14 protein-coding genes, 2 tRNA genes and 1 rRNA gene are annotated in these 15,597 nt (G+C 73.8%); 9 read left to right on the top strand and 8 right to left on the bottom strand.

Annotation, left to right across the window (positions count from 1 at the left end; genetic code table 11):
• Positions 1–13 precede the first annotated feature (13 nt).
• On the top strand, positions 14–1,756 hold the full coding sequence (locus tag ACRB68_RS21350; protein ID WP_328594541.1) for a TIGR03767 family metallophosphoesterase: 1,743 nt from the start codon (positions 14–16) through the stop codon (positions 1,754–1,756).
• Positions 1,757–1,807: 51 nt separating this feature from the next.
• Here ACRB68_RS21350 and ACRB68_RS21345 read toward each other — a convergent pair whose 3' ends face one another.
• Positions 1,808–2,830, bottom strand: coding sequence for a M48 family metallopeptidase (locus ACRB68_RS21345; RefSeq protein ID WP_153535315.1), 1,023 nt, complete (start codon positions 2,828–2,830; stop codon positions 1,808–1,810).
• 122 nt (positions 2,831–2,952) lie between these two features.
• Here ACRB68_RS21345 and ACRB68_RS21340 point away from each other — a divergent pair, with 122 nt between their 5' ends.
• From ACRB68_RS21340 to ACRB68_RS21315, 6 genes are all read left to right on the top strand, one after another.
• Positions 2,953–4,245, top strand: coding sequence for a phenylacetate--CoA ligase family protein (locus ACRB68_RS21340; RefSeq protein ID WP_207709786.1), 1,293 nt, complete (start codon positions 2,953–2,955; stop codon positions 4,243–4,245).
• A gap of 29 nt (positions 4,246–4,274) precedes the next feature.
• Positions 4,275–4,865 carry a nicotinate-nucleotide adenylyltransferase gene (nadD, locus tag ACRB68_RS21335; protein WP_153535313.1) on the top strand — a complete coding sequence of 197 codons (591 nt, stop codon included), beginning with the start codon at positions 4,275–4,277 and terminating at the stop codon, positions 4,863–4,865.
• Positions 4,866–5,003: 138 nt separating this feature from the next.
• Positions 5,004–5,405: a ribosome silencing factor gene (gene rsfS / locus ACRB68_RS21330; RefSeq protein ID WP_328594540.1), complete on the top strand. Its 402-nt coding sequence runs from the start codon at positions 5,004–5,006 to the stop codon at positions 5,403–5,405.
• Positions 5,398–6,048: a histidine phosphatase family protein gene (locus ACRB68_RS21325; RefSeq protein WP_328594539.1), complete on the top strand. Its 651-nt coding sequence runs from the start codon at positions 5,398–5,400 to the stop codon at positions 6,046–6,048. Before rsfS ends, ACRB68_RS21325 begins: the two co-directional genes overlap by 8 nt.
• 66 nt (positions 6,049–6,114) lie before the next feature.
• Positions 6,115–6,187: transfer RNA gene (locus tag ACRB68_RS21320), tRNA-Ala, on the top strand.
• 309 nt (positions 6,188–6,496) lie between these two features.
• Positions 6,497–6,569: transfer RNA gene (locus tag ACRB68_RS21315), tRNA-Ala, on the top strand.
• Positions 6,570–6,616: 47 nt separating this feature from the next.
• Here ACRB68_RS21315 and ACRB68_RS21310 read toward each other — a convergent pair.
• Genes ACRB68_RS21310 through ACRB68_RS21290 form a run of 5 tightly spaced genes read right to left on the bottom strand, consistent with a single transcriptional unit; the run spans position 6,617 to position 9,681 of the window.
• Positions 6,617–7,720, bottom strand: coding sequence for a baeRF2 domain-containing protein (locus tag ACRB68_RS21310; RefSeq protein WP_153535309.1), 1,104 nt, complete (start codon positions 7,718–7,720; stop codon positions 6,617–6,619).
• 44 nt (positions 7,721–7,764) lie between these two features.
• Positions 7,765–8,274 (bottom strand): DUF1360 domain-containing protein, encoded by a 510-nt coding sequence (locus ACRB68_RS21305; RefSeq protein ID WP_153535307.1) that lies wholly within the window; start codon positions 8,272–8,274, stop codon positions 7,765–7,767.
• On the bottom strand, positions 8,271–8,633 hold the full coding sequence (locus ACRB68_RS21300; protein ID WP_153535305.1) for a VOC family protein: 363 nt from the start codon (positions 8,631–8,633) through the stop codon (positions 8,271–8,273). The genes ACRB68_RS21305 and ACRB68_RS21300 overlap by 4 nt, the downstream gene beginning before the upstream one ends.
• A gap of 4 nt (positions 8,634–8,637) precedes the next feature.
• Positions 8,638–8,895 (bottom strand): DUF7218 family protein, encoded by a 258-nt coding sequence (locus ACRB68_RS21295; RefSeq protein ID WP_153535303.1) that lies wholly within the window; start codon positions 8,893–8,895, stop codon positions 8,638–8,640.
• A 45-nt stretch (positions 8,896–8,940) separates the two neighbouring features.
• On the bottom strand, positions 8,941–9,681 hold the full coding sequence (locus tag ACRB68_RS21290; protein WP_153535301.1) for an MBL fold metallo-hydrolase: 741 nt from the start codon (positions 9,679–9,681) through the stop codon (positions 8,941–8,943).
• Between the two features lie 99 nt (positions 9,682–9,780).
• On the opposite strand from ACRB68_RS21290, the gene ACRB68_RS21285 reads away from it, so the two are divergent.
• Positions 9,781–12,957, top strand: a complete 3,177-nt coding sequence (locus tag ACRB68_RS21285) for an AfsR/SARP family transcriptional regulator (protein WP_407924299.1) — start codon at positions 9,781–9,783, stop codon at positions 12,955–12,957.
• A 3-nt stretch (positions 12,958–12,960) separates the two neighbouring features.
• Here ACRB68_RS21285 and ACRB68_RS21280 read toward each other — a convergent pair whose 3' ends face one another.
• Positions 12,961–13,761 carry an ABC transporter permease gene (locus ACRB68_RS21280; RefSeq protein ID WP_153535297.1) on the bottom strand — a complete coding sequence of 267 codons (801 nt, stop codon included), beginning with the start codon at positions 13,759–13,761 and terminating at the stop codon, positions 12,961–12,963.
• 36 nt (positions 13,762–13,797) lie between these two features.
• Positions 13,798–14,763 carry an ATP-binding cassette domain-containing protein gene (locus tag ACRB68_RS21275; RefSeq protein ID WP_153535295.1) on the bottom strand — a complete coding sequence of 322 codons (966 nt, stop codon included), beginning with the start codon at positions 14,761–14,763 and terminating at the stop codon, positions 13,798–13,800.
• 713 nt (positions 14,764–15,476) lie between these two features.
• Here ACRB68_RS21275 and ACRB68_RS21270 point away from each other — a divergent pair.
• A 16S ribosomal RNA gene (locus ACRB68_RS21270) occupies positions 15,477–15,597 on the top strand; the annotation flags it as partial.

The following is a 15,597-nucleotide window of genomic DNA, read 5'->3' as shown; positions in this document are numbered from 1 at the left end:
CTGATTCACTGCTGTGACAGCAGAGATCAGCCGCCGCCGCGTTCTGAAGAGCGCCGCCCTCGGCGCGGGGATCGCCTCCTCCGGCCTCGTCGCGTTCCCCGCGCGCCCGGCGGAGGCCGCCGCCGCCCCGCGCGGCCCCGTCGCGGGGACCACCCTGGACCGCACCTACGTGCTCGGCCGGCCCGGCGCCGGCGGCTACCGGAAGGTGGCGGCCGCGCCGGGCGAGCCGCACCTGCTGCGCCGCGACCTCGGCGGCGCCGCGGCCCCGGGCCGCGCCGCCCGCCGCCGGGGCGTGCTCGCGTTCGGGCAGCTCACCGACGTGCACGTGATCGACGCCCAGTCCCCGGCCCGGGTGGAGTTCCTGGACCGGTTCAAGGACGGCCTGGCCGTCCTGCCGGTGGAGGGCGCCTACCGCCCGCAGGAGCTGCTCACCACCCAGGTCGCCGAGGCCATGGTCCAGGCGATCAACAAGGTCGGGCGCGGCCCGGCCACCGGCCTGCCCCTGGCCTTCACCATCAACACCGGCGACGCCGCCGACAACGTCCAGTACAACGAGCTGCGCTGGATCATCGACCTGCTCGACGGCGGCCGGATCACCCCCGACTCCGGCGACCCGCGCCGCTACGAGGGCGTCATGGACTGGGGCAACTACGACGACCGGTTCTGGCACCCCGAGGGCCCGCCGCCCGGCGCGGCGGCCGACGTGGCCATCGCCGAGCACGGATTCCCGCGGGTCAAGGGCCTGCTGGACGCCGCCCGCAAGCCGTTCGACGCGACCGGCCTGAAGTCCCCGTGGCTCGCGGTCTTCGGCAACCACGACGGCCTCATGCAGGGCAACCTGCCGCCCAACCCCCTGGTCCAGGCCCTCGCCACCGGCGGCATCAAGATCGGCGCGCCGGGCAGCGACGCCGAGGCCGCCCGCCTCGCCCGGATGCTGCGCGGCGCCGACGGCCGCGAGCTCGTCCGCCTCAGCAAGCAGGGCGGCCTGTTCCGGCAGGTCACCCCGGACGCCCGGCGCCGCATGGTGTCGCGCGCCGAGGTCGTCCGCGAGCACTTCACCACCACCGCCGCCCTGCGCGGCCACGGCTTCACCCAGCGGAACCTGCGCGAGGGCACCGCCTACTACGCCTTCGACCAGGGCGTCGTCCGGGGCCTGGTGCTCGACACCGTCAACCCGAGCGGGTACTCCGAGGGGTCCCTGGACCGCGCCCAGCTCGCCTGGCTGGAGGCCGAGCTGAAGGCGGGCAGCCGCCGCTACACCGACGCCAAGGGCAAGAAGGCCGCCCACAACGTCAAGGACCGGCTGTTCGTGCTGTTCAGCCACCACCCGATCGCGTCCCTGGAGAACCCGCTCGGCGGCGGGCGCGTCCTCGGCGACGAGGTCAAGGCGCTGCTGCTGCGCTACCCCAACGTCGTGCTGTGGGTGAACGGCCACACCCACCGCAACGAGGTCATCCCGCACGCACGCACGGGCGGCGGCGGGTTCTGGGAGGTCAACACCGCCGCGCACATCGACTTTCCGCAGCAGAGCCGCATCGTGGAGCTGGCCGACAACGGCGACGGCACCCTCTCGGTGTTCGCCACGATCATCGACTCGGCCGGCCCGGCGTCGTTCGGCGGCCGCCTCGGCGACCCGGTGCACCTGGCCGCGCTGTCGCGCGAGCTCGCCGGCAACGACTGGCAGGACGACGGCGACGCCCGGCGCGGCAAGCCCGAGGACCGCAACGTCGAACTCCTTGTCCCCGCCCCCTTCTAGAAAACGGCGAAGGGCCGCCGCGGACACCCGCGGCGGCCCTTCCGTCCGCGCTCAGCCGTCGCGGCGGTTGTTGCCGATCCGGTCGAACAGGCCCCCGGCCGCCGACGCGGCCGCGTCGGCGGCGCCGCGCACCTTCCCGATGAACGGGTCGGCGGTGCGCTCCCACGACTCCTTGTAGGAGTTGGCCGCGTTGCGCATCTCCTCGGTGACCGAGGCCCGGCCGTCGTCGTCGCGGCGCGGGTACTCGCCCGCCAGGATCCGCTGGTACTCGCCGCCGCGCGCCCACCGGTCGATCTCGGCGAAGCGGACCACCGCCTCGGGGTGCGACTGCGGCAGCAGGTTCAGGAACTTCAGCAGGCCGTCGCGGACGTCGCCCGCCGCGTCGTACTCGCGGGCCTGCTCCAGGAACGCCTCGGTGCTCATCTCCGCGAGCGCGATCCCGCCCGCCAGCTTCATCAGCACCCGCTTGCTGGCGTCCACGTCCTGGCACGCCAGCAGCCCCGCCCGGTCCGAGGACAGCTCCGCCTTACGGAACCACTCCCGCAGGCCGATGATGATGCCGGAGATGGCGATGTTCCCGAGCGGCAGCCAGGCCAGCCGGGTCCCCAGCTGCAGCAGGATCTGCATCATCGTCTGGTAGACCGCGTGCCCGGACAGGATGTGCCCGACCTCGTGGCCGACGACCGCGCGCAGCTCCTCGTCGTCCAGCAGGTCCAGCAGCCCCGTGGTGATCACCAGGAACGGGCGGTCGGAGCCGAGCGCCATCGCGTTGGGGTTCGGGTCCTGCTTCACGTAGACCTCGGGCACCTCGGCCAGGTCCAGGATGTAGCAGGTGTCGCGCACCATGTCGTGCACGTGGCGGAACTGGTTGTCGCCCACCCGGACGCTGCCGGCCAGGAAGTGCAGCCGGAACGCCCGCTCGTTGAACAGGCCCGACATCTTGCGCAGGACGATATCGAAACCCGACAGCGAGCGCAGCGCCACCAGCGCCGAGCGGTCCGCGGGGTGTTCGTAGGCCCGGGAACTGATCCCGGGAAAACGGGTGCGTGCTCGGTCCGGTGTGCTCGTGGTCATATCCGGCATGCTACGTCCGACGATCCAGCCCGGCCCGGGGTTCCCCGGGACCGGAACCGGCCCCGCCCCGCGGGGGTTGCGCCACGGCCCGCCGCGCGTTCTACTGCGGAAGGGGAGGCGCGATGTTCGATCCGGTGGCCGAGGCGATGGCGCCCGACGAGCGCGCCGACCTGCAACGCCACCGCCTGCGCGCGCTGGTCGACCGGCTGCTGGCCGCCGGCGGCGTCCAGGGCGGGCGCCTGAAAGAGGCCGGCGTCGACGGCGGCGCGGACCTGGAACTGGCCGACCTGCCCCGCCTGCCGTTCACCATGAAAAGCGACCTGTGGGACACCTACCCCTTCGGGATGCTCGCGGTCCCGCGCGACCAGGTCGCCGCCGTGCACGGCTCCAGCGGAACCAAGGGCCGCCCCACCCTCGTCGCCTACACCCGCGCCGACCTGGAACTGTGGGCCGCCATGTGCGCCCGCTCCCTGGCCTGCGCCGGCGCCGGTCCCGGCAGCACCGTGCACAACGCCTACGGCTACGGCCTGTTCACCGGCGGCATCGGCATCCACCAAGGCGCCGTCGCGCTCGGCGCGACCGTCGTGCCCATGTCCGGCGGCATGACCGGACGCCAGCTGCGCCTGCTCGCCGACCTGCGCGCCGACATCCTCACCTGCACCCCCGCCTACGCGCTGCGCCTCGGCGAGGCCGCCGCCGAGGCGGGCGTCGAGCTGCCCGCGCTGAAGGCCGGGATCCTCGGCGCCGAACCCTGGACCGAGGAGCTGCGCGCCGCCGTCCAGCGCGTCCTGCCGATCAAGGCCCTCGACATCTACGGCCTGTCGGAGGTCATCGGCCCCGGCGTCGCCACCGAATGCCTCCAGCGGAACGGCCTGCACGTCAACGAGGACCACTTCATCGTCGAGGCCGTCGACCCGGCCACCGGGGAGCCCGTCCCCGACGGCGCCCCCGGCGAGCTCGTCTTCACCACCCCGACCAAGCAGGCGCTGCCGCTGCTGCGCTACCGGACCGGCGACATCGCCTCCCTCACCCGCGACCCCTGCCCCTGCGGCCGCACCCTGGTCCGGATGAGCAAGATCCACGGCCGGGCCGACGACATGCTGGTCATCCGCGGCGTCAACGTGTACCCCACCGAGGTCGAACGCGTCCTGCTCGGCACCGGCCGCACCGGCCCCCACTACCAGCTGGTCGTCGACCGCCGCGCCGCCGCGCCCCGCCTCCTGGTCGCCTGCGAGGCCGCCGCCCCCGGCGACGACCCCGCCGCCGACCTCACCGGCGCCCTGCGCGACGCCCTCGGCCTCACCGCCGACGTGCGCGTGCTGCCCGCCGGCACCGTCCCGCGCGTCGAGGCCGGCAAGGCCGTCCGCGTCGTGACCTGGGACGACGGCGCACCACCGCTACCCGGCCTGAGCTGACACCGGCCCCGCCCACTATTCTCGTCGTCATGACGCAAAAGCGGCGCCTGGGGATCATGGGCGGCACTTTCGACCCCATCCACCACGGCCACCTCGTGGCCGCCAGCGAGGTCGCGCACGTCTTCTCCCTCGACGAGGTCGTCTTCGTGCCCACCGGCATCTCCTCCCACAAGGAGACCCAGCGCATCACCCCCGCCGAGGACCGCTACCTCATGGCCGTGATCGCCACCGCGTCCAACCCGCGCTTCTCGGTCAGCCGGATCGACATCGAGCGGCCCGGCGCCACCTACACCGTCGACACCCTGCGCGACATGCGCAAGCTGCACACCGACGCCGACCTGTTCTTCATCACCGGCGCCGACGCCCTCGCCAAGATGCTCGACTGGCAGGACACCGCCGAGCTGTTCGAGCTCGCCCACTTCATCGGCGTCACCCGCCCCGGCCACCGCCTCGCCGACCCCGGCCTGCCGGACGGCCGCGTCAGCCTGATGGAGGTCCCCGCCCTGTCGATCTCCTCCACCGAATGCCGCGACCGCGTCCGCGCCGGCGAGCCCATCTGGTACCTGGTGCCCGACGGCATCGTCCAGTACATCGGCAAACGCGGCCTCTACCGGGACTGACCCGGCCCGGCGACCGGTCCCGGGGTCATACCCTGGAAGGCGAGGGACCGACCGACACCGACACAGGGGCCCCCGGCCGCCTCCCATGAGAGGCTGGCACCGGAGACCGCCCCCTACAGGGAGGATCGCGAGCGCATCGTGACCGCATCCGACAGGGCCGCACAGCTGGTCCGCCTCGCCGCCGAAGCCGCGGGCGACAAGCTGGCCGACGACATTCTTGCCTACGACGTGAGCGACCAGCTCGTCATCACCGACGCGTTCGTGCTCTGCTCCGCCGCCAACGACCGCCAGGTCCGCGCCATCGTCGACGAGATCGAGAAGCGCCTGCGCGAGGAGGCGGACGCCAAACCCGTCCGCCGCGAGGGCGAGCGCGAGGGCCGCTGGATCCTGCTCGACTACGTCGACGTCATCGTGCACGTCCAGCACGAGGAAGAGCGCACCTTCTACATGCTCGAGCGCCTCTGGAAGGACTGCCCGACCATCGCGCTGCCCGAAGGCGTCAACGCGCACACCCGCCCCGTCGGGAGCCCGCGTGACTGACCGCGAGCCCGGCCGGCGCCGCCTCGTCCTGTGGCGGCACGGCCAGACCTCCTGGAACGTCGAACGCCGCTTCCAGGGCAAGACCGACATCCCCCTCGACGAGACCGGCGTGCAGCAGGCCGCCCGCGCCGCCCGCCTCCTCGCCGCGCTCCGGCCCACCGCCATCCTCGCCTCGCCGCTCCGGCGCGCGGCCGTCACCGCCCAGGCCCTGGCCGACGTCACCGGGCTGCCCGTCCGCCACGACCGCGACCTCATCGAACGCGACGGCGGCGAATGGGAGGGCCTCACCTCCCGCGAGATCCGCGAACGCTACCCCGCCGAGCACGCCGTCTGGCAGCCGCCCGGCGGCGAGACCAGCGCCCAGGTAGCCAAACGCGTCGGCACCGCCCTGGACCGCGCCCTCGACGAACTGCCCCCCACCGGGCTGCTCATCGTCGCCTCCCACGGCGCCGCCCTCCGCCTCGGCATGTCCCACCTCCTCGGCCTCCCCGAAGAGGTCTGGGAACGCCTCGGCGGCCTGTCCAACTGCAACTGGTCGGTCCTGTCGGAGATGCGCGACGGCGGCTGGCGGCTCGCCGAGCACAACGCCGGCACCCTCCCCGAACCCGTCCTCGGCGACGACCGCACCGACAACGGCGCCTGATTCGAACCACCCGCCCGACTCCTATACACTGGCGGAGCGCTGCGGGATGCACGTCCACGCAGCGGCGGGGCTATGGCGCAGTTGGTAGCGCGCCTCCATGGCATGGAGGAGGTCTGGGGTTCGAATCCCCATAGCTCCACTTGGAGTTAGGAGTGGTGTGCTCGCGGAAAACGCGAGCACACCACTCCTTCGTCGTTTCACCCAGGGGGCGACCCCCTGGAACCCCCGATGTGGGGGCTGCCGCCCCCACGCCCCCGCTCGCCTACGCATCGCGCGGGCCTCAGGTCGCCGCGAGGCTTTGGGCTTCGCCCTCGCCTGCTGGGGCTGCGCCCCAGCTTTGGCAGGGGGCTACCGCCCGCCCTCCCGTAAATGCGTACCGAGCAGGGGTTGGAGTGCACTAAGCTTTTCCATGTGCGGCGGACGGAACGCGAGTTCCGGGAAGCCACGCGGGGCTATGGCGCAGTTGGTAGCGCGCCTCCATGGCATGGAGGAGGTCTGGGGTTCGAATCCCCATAGCTCCACCCGCACGAGAAGGGCCGATGCGAAAGCATCGGCCCTTCTCGGTTTTCTAGCGGTGGCTGGTCGACGGGTCGCTGTAGCGCAGGACGGCTCCGACGCCGATGGCGGCGTTCGGGCCGTCGGCGGGGACCACGATCAGCTCGCCGTCGGTCGCCGCGACCGCGCGGACCAGGGCGGCGTCCGCGCGTTCCTCCACCGGGTCGGCGACGCCGAGGCGGTGGAGCTCCTCGGGGGTCGCGGCGATGTGGACCGGGTCCGGGCCGATCCAGACGCGGGCGGGGGAGGCCGGGTCGTCGTCCAGCAGCAGGCTCTCGACCTGGCCCCGGCGCGCCGCCTCCACCGTGGCGGGCAGGCCCGCGACGGCGCGTTCGGCGTGCGCCAGCTCCCGGTCGAACCGGCCGGCCACCGCGAAGATCCGCTCGGCGGCCTTCAGCTCCAGGATCCGGTCCAGTTCCTCGGCGACGCTGTCGGCGCCCCGGTCCCACTCCACGGTGTGCTCGCGGACGCCCTCGGAGATCTCCTCCAGGACCGCGGTGCGGGCCCGGACGTCGCCGGCGATGACGATGACCTCGGCGTGGCAGTCGCGGGCGGCCCGGTCCACCGCCCGGCCGACCTTCTTGGCGTTGCTCTTCCAGGTCATCTCGGCGGCCCGCTGGATCCGGGCCTGGCCGAGGTCGCCGGTGCGGGTCTTGCGGATGGGTTCGTCGTCGTCGCCGTGCACCTCCAGGTGCCGCCGGGTGCCGTCGGCGGCCACGCAGTCGATCCCGGCGCCGCGCCGGTCGACGACCGCGACCAGGTAGGGGAAGCGCTCGCCGCGCTCGGCCAGGTACGGCAGCACGTGGGGGAGCGGGCCGACGTGCGCGAGGTCGGCGCGGGGCGGGCCGGGCAGCCGCTCGGCGTGCACGACCTCGCCGTCCGCGGCGAACAGCACCAGGCCTTCGGAGCGGCGCTCGGCCAGCTCCTCCGCGACGACCTCCTCGATCGCGTGCAGGGTCTCGGCGGGGGCCCGCTGCGCCTCCAGGTCGGCGCGCAGCGCGCGCCAGCGCAGGCCGGTGGCCTTGGCGGCGTCCTCGGCGGTACGGGTCAGATCGGCGTACACCGTGGCGTACGGGCCGGGCCGGCGGTACAGCGGCTTGAGGAAAGACAGATCCATGCGGCCCGCCGTACCCCTCCCGGCACGGCCAAACTCATCCGCCGCTACTTTTCGGCGGCCTGCTGCATGCGCGCGTAGGCGAGCTGCAGCCAGTCCGATCCGGCCACCGCGGTCATCGTGGTGCCCACCATGCGGGTCGCGTCGGGCGCGAACACCATCCCGGCCGCGTAGCCCGTCGCCACCCACTGGGCGACGCAGAACGGGCAGGTCACCAGCTCGCCGATGGTGTGCCGCAGCCCGCTGCCGCGCACCTCCTCGGCCAGCTCGGCCGGGCCCGACGTGCCGTTGTAGCGGGTGAACGGCGCGCGCAGCGGGCTGGTCACCGGCTCCTTGGTGATCATCCGGCTGAGCTTGTGCGTGGTCAGCGTCATCAGGGCCAGGTCGCCGGGCCCGGGCGGCCGGGCCCGCCGGCCGCGCCGGCGCGCGAGCAGCGTGAGCGCGGCGGTGCTCAGCCCGTAGACGGCGAGGGTCGTCAGGTACGACCCGAGCGGCCGGTCGGCGCCGCGCGTGTACTGGCGCTTCTGCTCGCGGACGGTGTCGGCGACGGCGTTCATGCGGTTCCTTCACTGTCGGGTTCGACGATCAGGCAGAACTCGTTGCCCTCGGGGTCGGCCAGCACGGTCGTCGGCCAGCCGTTGTCCACGAAGGGCCCGCGCAGGACCCGCGCTCCGAGCGCGGTGACCCGGCGCAGCTCGGCGTCCATGTCGGTGACGCGCATGTCCAGGTGCATCCGGTTCTTGCCGATCTTCGGCTCGGGGACGCGCTGCAGCAGCAGCGTCGCGCCCTCGCCGTCCGGGTCGGTCAGGGACACGTAGGGAGGCTCGCTGGGGCCGCGCCGATATCCGAGGGCGGCGGCCCAGAAATCGGCCAGCCGACCGGGATCGGCGCAGTCCAGCACGAAGACCGGTCGCATGGCGTCAGTGCTTGCGCAGCGCCTTGACCAGCTCTTCCTTCGACATCTTCGAACGCCCCTCGATGCCGATCTCGCGGGCCTTCTTCAGCAGGTCCTGCTTGGACCAGTCGGTGTAGGAGCCGCTCTTGCCGCCCTTCTGCCCGACCTTGGACCTGCCCTCCTTGGCCATCGCGTTGGAGATCCGCGCGGCCTTCTCCTTGCTCTCGCCCTTCTGGCGGAGCTTGCGGTAGTCCTTCTCGTCCTTGAGCTGCGGATTGGGCATGGTCGCTCCTCTCTCTCAAAGAGCCCCTTACCCACCTGGTCCCGCCTACACGTCCACGAACGGGCGGGGCAGGTGCGGGGCGGCGATCGTCCCGCCCCGGGCGCGCAGCCGCGCCAGCAGGTCCGCGCGGGTCGCGGCGGCCCGCGCCGGGTCGTCGTCGTAGAGGTAGGTGACGGCGGGGTCGGCGAGCTGCACCGGGTGCAGGACGACGTCCCCGGCGACCAGCAGCCGGTCGTCGCCGAGCACCACCGACTGGTGGCCCGCGGTGTGCCCGGGTGTCGGCACCGCCCGCACGTCCGGCGCGAGCCGCGCCTCGCCGTCCGCGGCGTCGACCAGGCCCGCGTCCAGCAGGGGCCGGACGACGGCGTCCAGCACCGGCCCGCCCTCGCGCCGCAGCCCCGCCAGCTCCCGCTCCTGCACCAGGTGGCGGGCGTTGGGGAACAGCGGCGCCCCGGCCACCACCGCCCCGCTCGCATGATCGCTGTGCAGGTGGGTGAGGACGACCGTCCCGACGTCGCCCGGCGCGACCCCGGCCCCGGCGAGCGCGGCGGGCAGCCGGCCCGGCACCGGCGCCCAGGCCGCGGCGGGCGACCCCGCCGGCCCGATCCCGGTGTCGACCAGCGTCAGCCCGCCGCCCGGCGGCCGCAGCAGGAAGCAGTGGAAACGCAGGATCCACTCGCCGGACGGCCCGAACGCCGCGGGCTCCTCGGCCCGCATCCGCTCCCACAGCTCCGGCGCCGCCCCCGGGAACGTCTCCTCGACCGGCCGCCGCAGCGCCGGCCCCATCGGCCCCACCGCATCGCACAACGGGATCACTTCGACATCGCACACCTTCAGCACGCGGCCAGCCTCGCAGGCCCCGCCGGGTCGGGGACAATGGCTCCCGTGCGCATCGCCATCCTGGGCCCGCTCGACGTGCGGGACGACACCGGCCGACCGGTCACGGTCCGCGGCCCCCGCCTGCGCGCCCTGCTGATCCGCCTCGCCCTGGACCCGGGCCGGGCGGTCCCGGCCGACCGCCTCCTGGACGACCTGTGGGAAGGCGCCCCGCCCGCCGGCGGCGGCAACGCCCTGCAGGCCCTGGTGTCGCGGCTGCGCGCCGCGGCCGGCCCCGGCCTGGTCGAGCACGGCCCGGCCGGATACCGGCTCACGCTGGACCCCGCCGCCATCGACGCCGCCCGCTTCGAGGACGCCGTCACCGCCGCCCGCGCCGCCGCCGACCCCGCCGCCCGGGCCGCCGCCCTCCGCGACGCCCTGGACCTGTGGCGCGGCCGCCCCCTCGCCGACGTCGCCGACGCCGCATGGGCCGCCGCACCCGCCGCCCGCCTCGGCGAACTGCGCCTCGCCGCCACCGAGGACCGCATCGACGCCGACCTCGCCCTCGGCGGCGGCCCCGGCCTCGTGCCCGAACTGGAGGCGCTCACCGCCGCCCACCCGTTCCGCGAACGGCTGCGCGGGCTGCTCATGCGCGCCCTGTACGCCGCGGGCCGCCAGGCCGACGCCCTGCGCCTGTACGACGACACCCGCCGCGACCTCGCCGACCGGCTCGGCGTCGACCCTTCCGCCGAGCTCGCGCGGGTGCACCTGGCCATCCTGCGCCGCGACCCCGGGCTCACCGCCCCGGTCCGCCCCCGGCCGACGAACCTGCCCGCCGCCTTCACCAGCTTCGTCGGCCGCGAGGAGGAGACCGAGCACCTCGGCAAGCTGGTCCGCGAGAACCGCCTGGTCACCCTCACCGGGCCCGGCGGCGCGGGCAAGACCCGCCTGGCCGGCGAGGCCATGGCCCGCCTGATCGACCAGACCCCCGACGGCGTCTGGTTCGTCCCGCTCGCCCCGCTCGCCGACGGCGCCGACATCCCCGCCGCGATCCTCACCGCCCTCGGCGTCGCCGAACCGCTCCGCCTGCCCGACGCGCGCGCCCCGGTCCGCGCGCTGGACCGGCTCACCGACGTGCTGGCCCCCAAACGGCTCGTCCTGATCCTGGACAACTGCGAGCACCTGATCGAGGACGCGGCCCGCCTGACCGAACGGCTGCTGGCCGTCGCGCCCGGCGTCCGCGTGCTCGCCACCAGCCGCGAACCGCTCGGCATCACCGGCGAGGCGCTCTGCCCCGTCCCCTCGCTGCCCCTGCCGCCCCCGGACGCCGGCCCCGCCGAGGCCGCGGCCTACGCCTCGGTCCGGCTGTTCGCCGACCGCGCCGCCGCCGTCCGCCCCGGCTTCACCGTCGACGACGCCACCGCGCCCCACGTCACCGAGATCTGCCGGGAACTGGACGGCATCCCCCTCGCCATCGAGCTCGCCGCCGCCCGGCTGCGCTCGCTCACCCCCACCCAGGTCGCCGCCCGCCTCGGCGACCGGTTCCGGCTGCTCGGCGGCGGCAGCCGCACCGCGCTGCCCCGGCACCGCACGCTGCGCGCCGTCGTCGACTGGTCCTGGGAGCTGCTGGACGACGCCGAGCGCACCGCGCTGCGCCGGCTCTCGGTGTTCGCCGGCGGCGCCGCCCCCGACGCCGCCGCGGCCGTCTGCGGCCTGGACGGCGCCGGCCCCGACGAGGTCGTCGACACCATCGCCGCCCTCGTCGACAAGTCGCTGGTCATCGCCGACGGCGACGCCGACGTCCGCTACCGGCTGCTGGAGACCGTGCGCGCCTACGCCGCCGAACGCCTCGCCGAATCAGGCGAGCACGACCGCGTCCGCGCCGCGCACGCCGCGTTCTTCGTGGACCTGGCCGAACGCGCCGAACCCGAGCTGCGCCGCAGCGACCAGCTCCGGTGGGCCGACCGGCTCACCGCCGAACGCGACAACTGCATCGCCGCGTTCCGCTCGATCCTGGACGCCCGCGACGTCGCGCCCGGGATCCGCCTCGCCGCCGCCCTCAGCTGGTTCTGGTTCATGCGCGACATGGAACGCGAGGCGGGCGGCTGGGCCGTCGCCGTCCACGAGCTCGCCGGCGGCACCGCCCCGCCCGGCCTGGGCGAGCAGTACGCCATCTGCCGCTTCATCGCCACCCTCTTCGTCGAGATGAACAGCGACCCGGGCCCGTCCCCGCAGCGGCTCAGCGAGGTCATCGAGCGGATCCTGGAGACGCTGCCGGCCGCGCCCCGCCACCCGGTGCTGATCCTGGCCGGCCCCGCCGCCAAGGTGCTCACCGCCGACCTCGCCGGCGCCCACGCCGCCCTGACCGCCCTGCACGGCCACCCCGACCCCTGGATCCGCTCCGTCGCCCGCATGTTCAACGCCTACCTGGCGGTCAACGACGGCGACATCCCCACCGCCGCCCGCGACGCCGCGGCCGCCCACGACGGGTTCACCCGGCTCGGCGACCGCTGGGGCATGATGCTGGCGCTCAACGCCCAGATGCAGGTCGCGCGCGCCCACGGCGACCTCGCCGAGGCCCTCCGGCTCGGCGAGCGCGCCTACGGCTACGCCGCCGACGGCATCAACCCCGAGCACAGCTCGGTCATGCTCGTCCAGCTGGCCGCGGTGCGCGCCTGCACCGGCGACCTCGCCCGCGCCCGCCGCGACCTCGCCCACGCCATCGCCGCCGCCGAGCGCATCGGCGAGTACGCCGACGCCGCCCAGGGACTCGTCCTGCTCGCCGACATCGAACGCCGCGACGGCGACCTCGCCGCCGCCCGCCCGCTGCTGGAACGCGCCCGCGCCCTCGTCGAACCGCGCGCCGAACGCGCCGACATCGTCGGCGCCGCCGCGGTCACCTACGCCGCCTTCGGCACCCTCGCCGAACAGGAGGGCGACCTCGCCGCGGCCGCCCGCTGGCACGAGCGGGCCCTCGCCGGCTGCACCGACTCCCCGTTCGCCGGCAACCCGACGCTCGCCCGCCTCGTCGCGGGCCGCGCCGCGCTCGCCGCCGCCCGCGGCGACCACGCCCGCGCCGCCGAGCTGCTCGGCACCGCGCACGCCCTCAACGGCTACCGCGACGCGCTGAACCACGACATCGCCCGCACCGAGCGGGCCGCCCGGGACGCGCTCGGCGAGGACGCCTTCGCGGCGGCGTACGACCGGGGCCGCACCGCCACCCGCCAAGACGTCCTCGCGCTCTGACGGTCAGGTGCGGCGCGCGTACATCCGCATCGCCAGCGGGAAGGTGACCAGCATGATCCCGCCGGCCCACGCCAGCGTCCACCACACGTGGTCGCCGACCGGGCCGCCCACCGTCAGCGCCCGCACCGCGTCGGCCAGATGCGACACCGGGTTCACCTTCGTCCAGGCCTCCAGCCAGCCCGGCATCGTCGAGGTGTCGGGCACCAGCACGCTGCTGCCGAACGTCAGCGGCATCACCCACAGGAACGCGAACCCCTGCACCGACTCGGGCGACGGCGCCACCAGGCCCACCAGCACCGAGACCCAGCACACCGCCAGGTAGAACACGTACGCCAGCGCGTACGCGCCGAGCACCGACAGCGGATCGGTGTGGAACCGGAACCCCAGCAGCGTCCCGAACCCGGTCAGCACCGACATCACGATGACGAACCGCACGGTGTCGCCCAGCACCGACCCGATCAGCGGCGCCGACCGCGCGATCGGCAGGCTGCGGAACCGGTCGAAGACGCCCTTGTGGATGTCCTCGTTCAACGCCGTCCCGAGACCCATCGTGGCGAACATCGCCATCTGCGCGACCAGGCCCGGCAGCAGCTTCTGCAGGTAGGAATGCGTGTCGCCGGCCACCGCGCCGCCGAACACGTACAGGAACAGCAGCAGGAACACGATCGGCATCAGCGTCGTGTCCAGCAGCTTCTCGGGGGAGTGCCGGAGCTGGGCGATGTTGCGCCAGGCCAGCGTCAGGGAGTGCCGCAGCGTGCGGCGGGGGCTGATCCGCCGCGGCGGGTCGAAGGTCAGGGCGGTCATGGTTCTCCTCAGGGGTTCGGTCAGGGGGAAAGGGGGTCAGGCCAGGCTCTCTTCGGGAACCGGCACATCGGCGTGGTGGCCGGTCAGCGACAGGAACACCTCGTCCAGGCTCGGCATCCGCAGCGCCAGCTCGGTCACCGCCAGGTCGGCCTCGTCCAGCCGCCGCACCAGCGCCGCCATCACCTGCGACCCGGCGACCGGCGCGGTGACCAGCCCCGACGACTCGTGCGCCTCGGGACGCTCCCCGGTCAGCGCGGCGACGATCTCGGTCAGCTGCGCCACCCGGTACGGCTCGGCCGCCCGCACCGCCAGGGTCTGCCGGCCCGTCCGCGCCTTCAGCCGGTCGGGCGTGCCCTCGGCGATCACCCGGCCGTGGTCGAAGACCACGATGTCGTCGGCGAGGGCGTCGGCCTCCTCCAGGTACTGCGTGGTGAGCAGCACCGTCGCGCCCTCGGCGACCACCGCGCGCACGGTGTCCCACACCTCGTTGCGGGCCCGCGGGTCCAGCCCGGTCGTCGGCTCGTCCAGGTACAGCACCGCGGGCCGGTTGAGCAGGCTCGCCGCCAGGTCCAGCCGGCGCCGCATCCCGCCCGAGTAGGTCTTCACGGCCCGGCCGCCGGCGTCGGTCAGCCGGAACCGCGCCAGCAGCTCGTCCGCCCGCGCCCTGGCCTCGGCCCGCCCGAAGTCCAGCAGCCGCGCGATCATCAGCAGGTTCTCGCGGCCGGTCAGCTCCTCGTCCACCGACGCGTACTGCCCGGTCAGCCCGATCTTGGCGCGCACCCGCGCCGCGTCCCGCCGCACGTCGTACCCGCACACCTCGGCCCGGCCGGCGTCGGGCTTCAGCAGCGTCGCCAGCACCCGCACCGCGGTCGTCTTCCCGGCCCCGTTCGGCCCCAGCACACCGAGGACGGTGCCCTGCCGGACGGCGAGATCGACCCCGTCCAGCGCCTGGGTGTCCCCGAACCTCTTCCGCAGGCCCTCGGCCTGGATCACGTTGTTCATGCCGCCCAGCTTCGGCGGCCGCGCTGACACGGTGCTGATGCCGTGCTGACACGCCGGCCTCAGCGCGCCGCCAGCACCGGCGAACCGTGCATGACCAGCGGGTTTGAGAGATCCCGCACGCGGGTACGAGTGTCGATTTGACGGCTGTTGCGGGAGTACCTAATGTTCTTCCTGCCCCGAGGGGATGCGGGACACCGAGAGGTGGACGGCCCCAGGGGAGTCGCTCAGAGGAAAACCGGTCGAAGCTCGCTTCGACCCGATGTACTCTTGAGAGACAAGGCCAGACGGGATGCAGGACGCCGCAAGGTGGCCGGCCCGGAGCCGATCCGAGTGAACCGACGCGGGCAGGTCGAACTGCCTGCGCTGCCGCACGGATGGCGGGCATCGCCTCAGCAAGATCGACTCGACAGGGTCACTTGACAGAGACGAAGTTCCTGGTAAGTTAGAAGGGTTGCCCCGGAGCCTGGGGCCGCGCAAGCGGAACAGGCGCGGTGGGTGTCCGTTTCTTGAGAACTCAACAGCGTGTTAAAAGCCAGTGCCTTTAACGATCGAGCACAGACTCGATCACCCCGTGCTGGCTGTCCTTCGGGATGGTTGGCAGGGATTTCTTTGAGGCAAGTCGGCCACCACTTCGGTGGCCGCATTTGCCGGGATTTCGATCCTTTCAAGGTTTGGCGGTTCTAGGGTTCGCCCCCTGGGCTGTCGTTTGGACCTTAATGGAGAGTTTGATCCTGGCTCAGGACGAACGCTGGCGGCGTGCTTAACACATGCAAGTCGAGCGGAAAGGCCCCTTCGGGGGTACTCGAGCGGCGAACGGGTGAGTAACACGTGAGC

The organism is Actinomadura macrotermitis (genome assembly GCF_009604375.1).
Classification (GTDB): domain Bacteria; phylum Actinomycetota; class Actinomycetes; order Streptosporangiales; family Streptosporangiaceae; genus Spirillospora; species Spirillospora macrotermitis.
The sequence above is the reverse complement of the archived record's forward strand: the minus strand, read 5'-3'. Positions and strand labels throughout refer to the sequence as shown.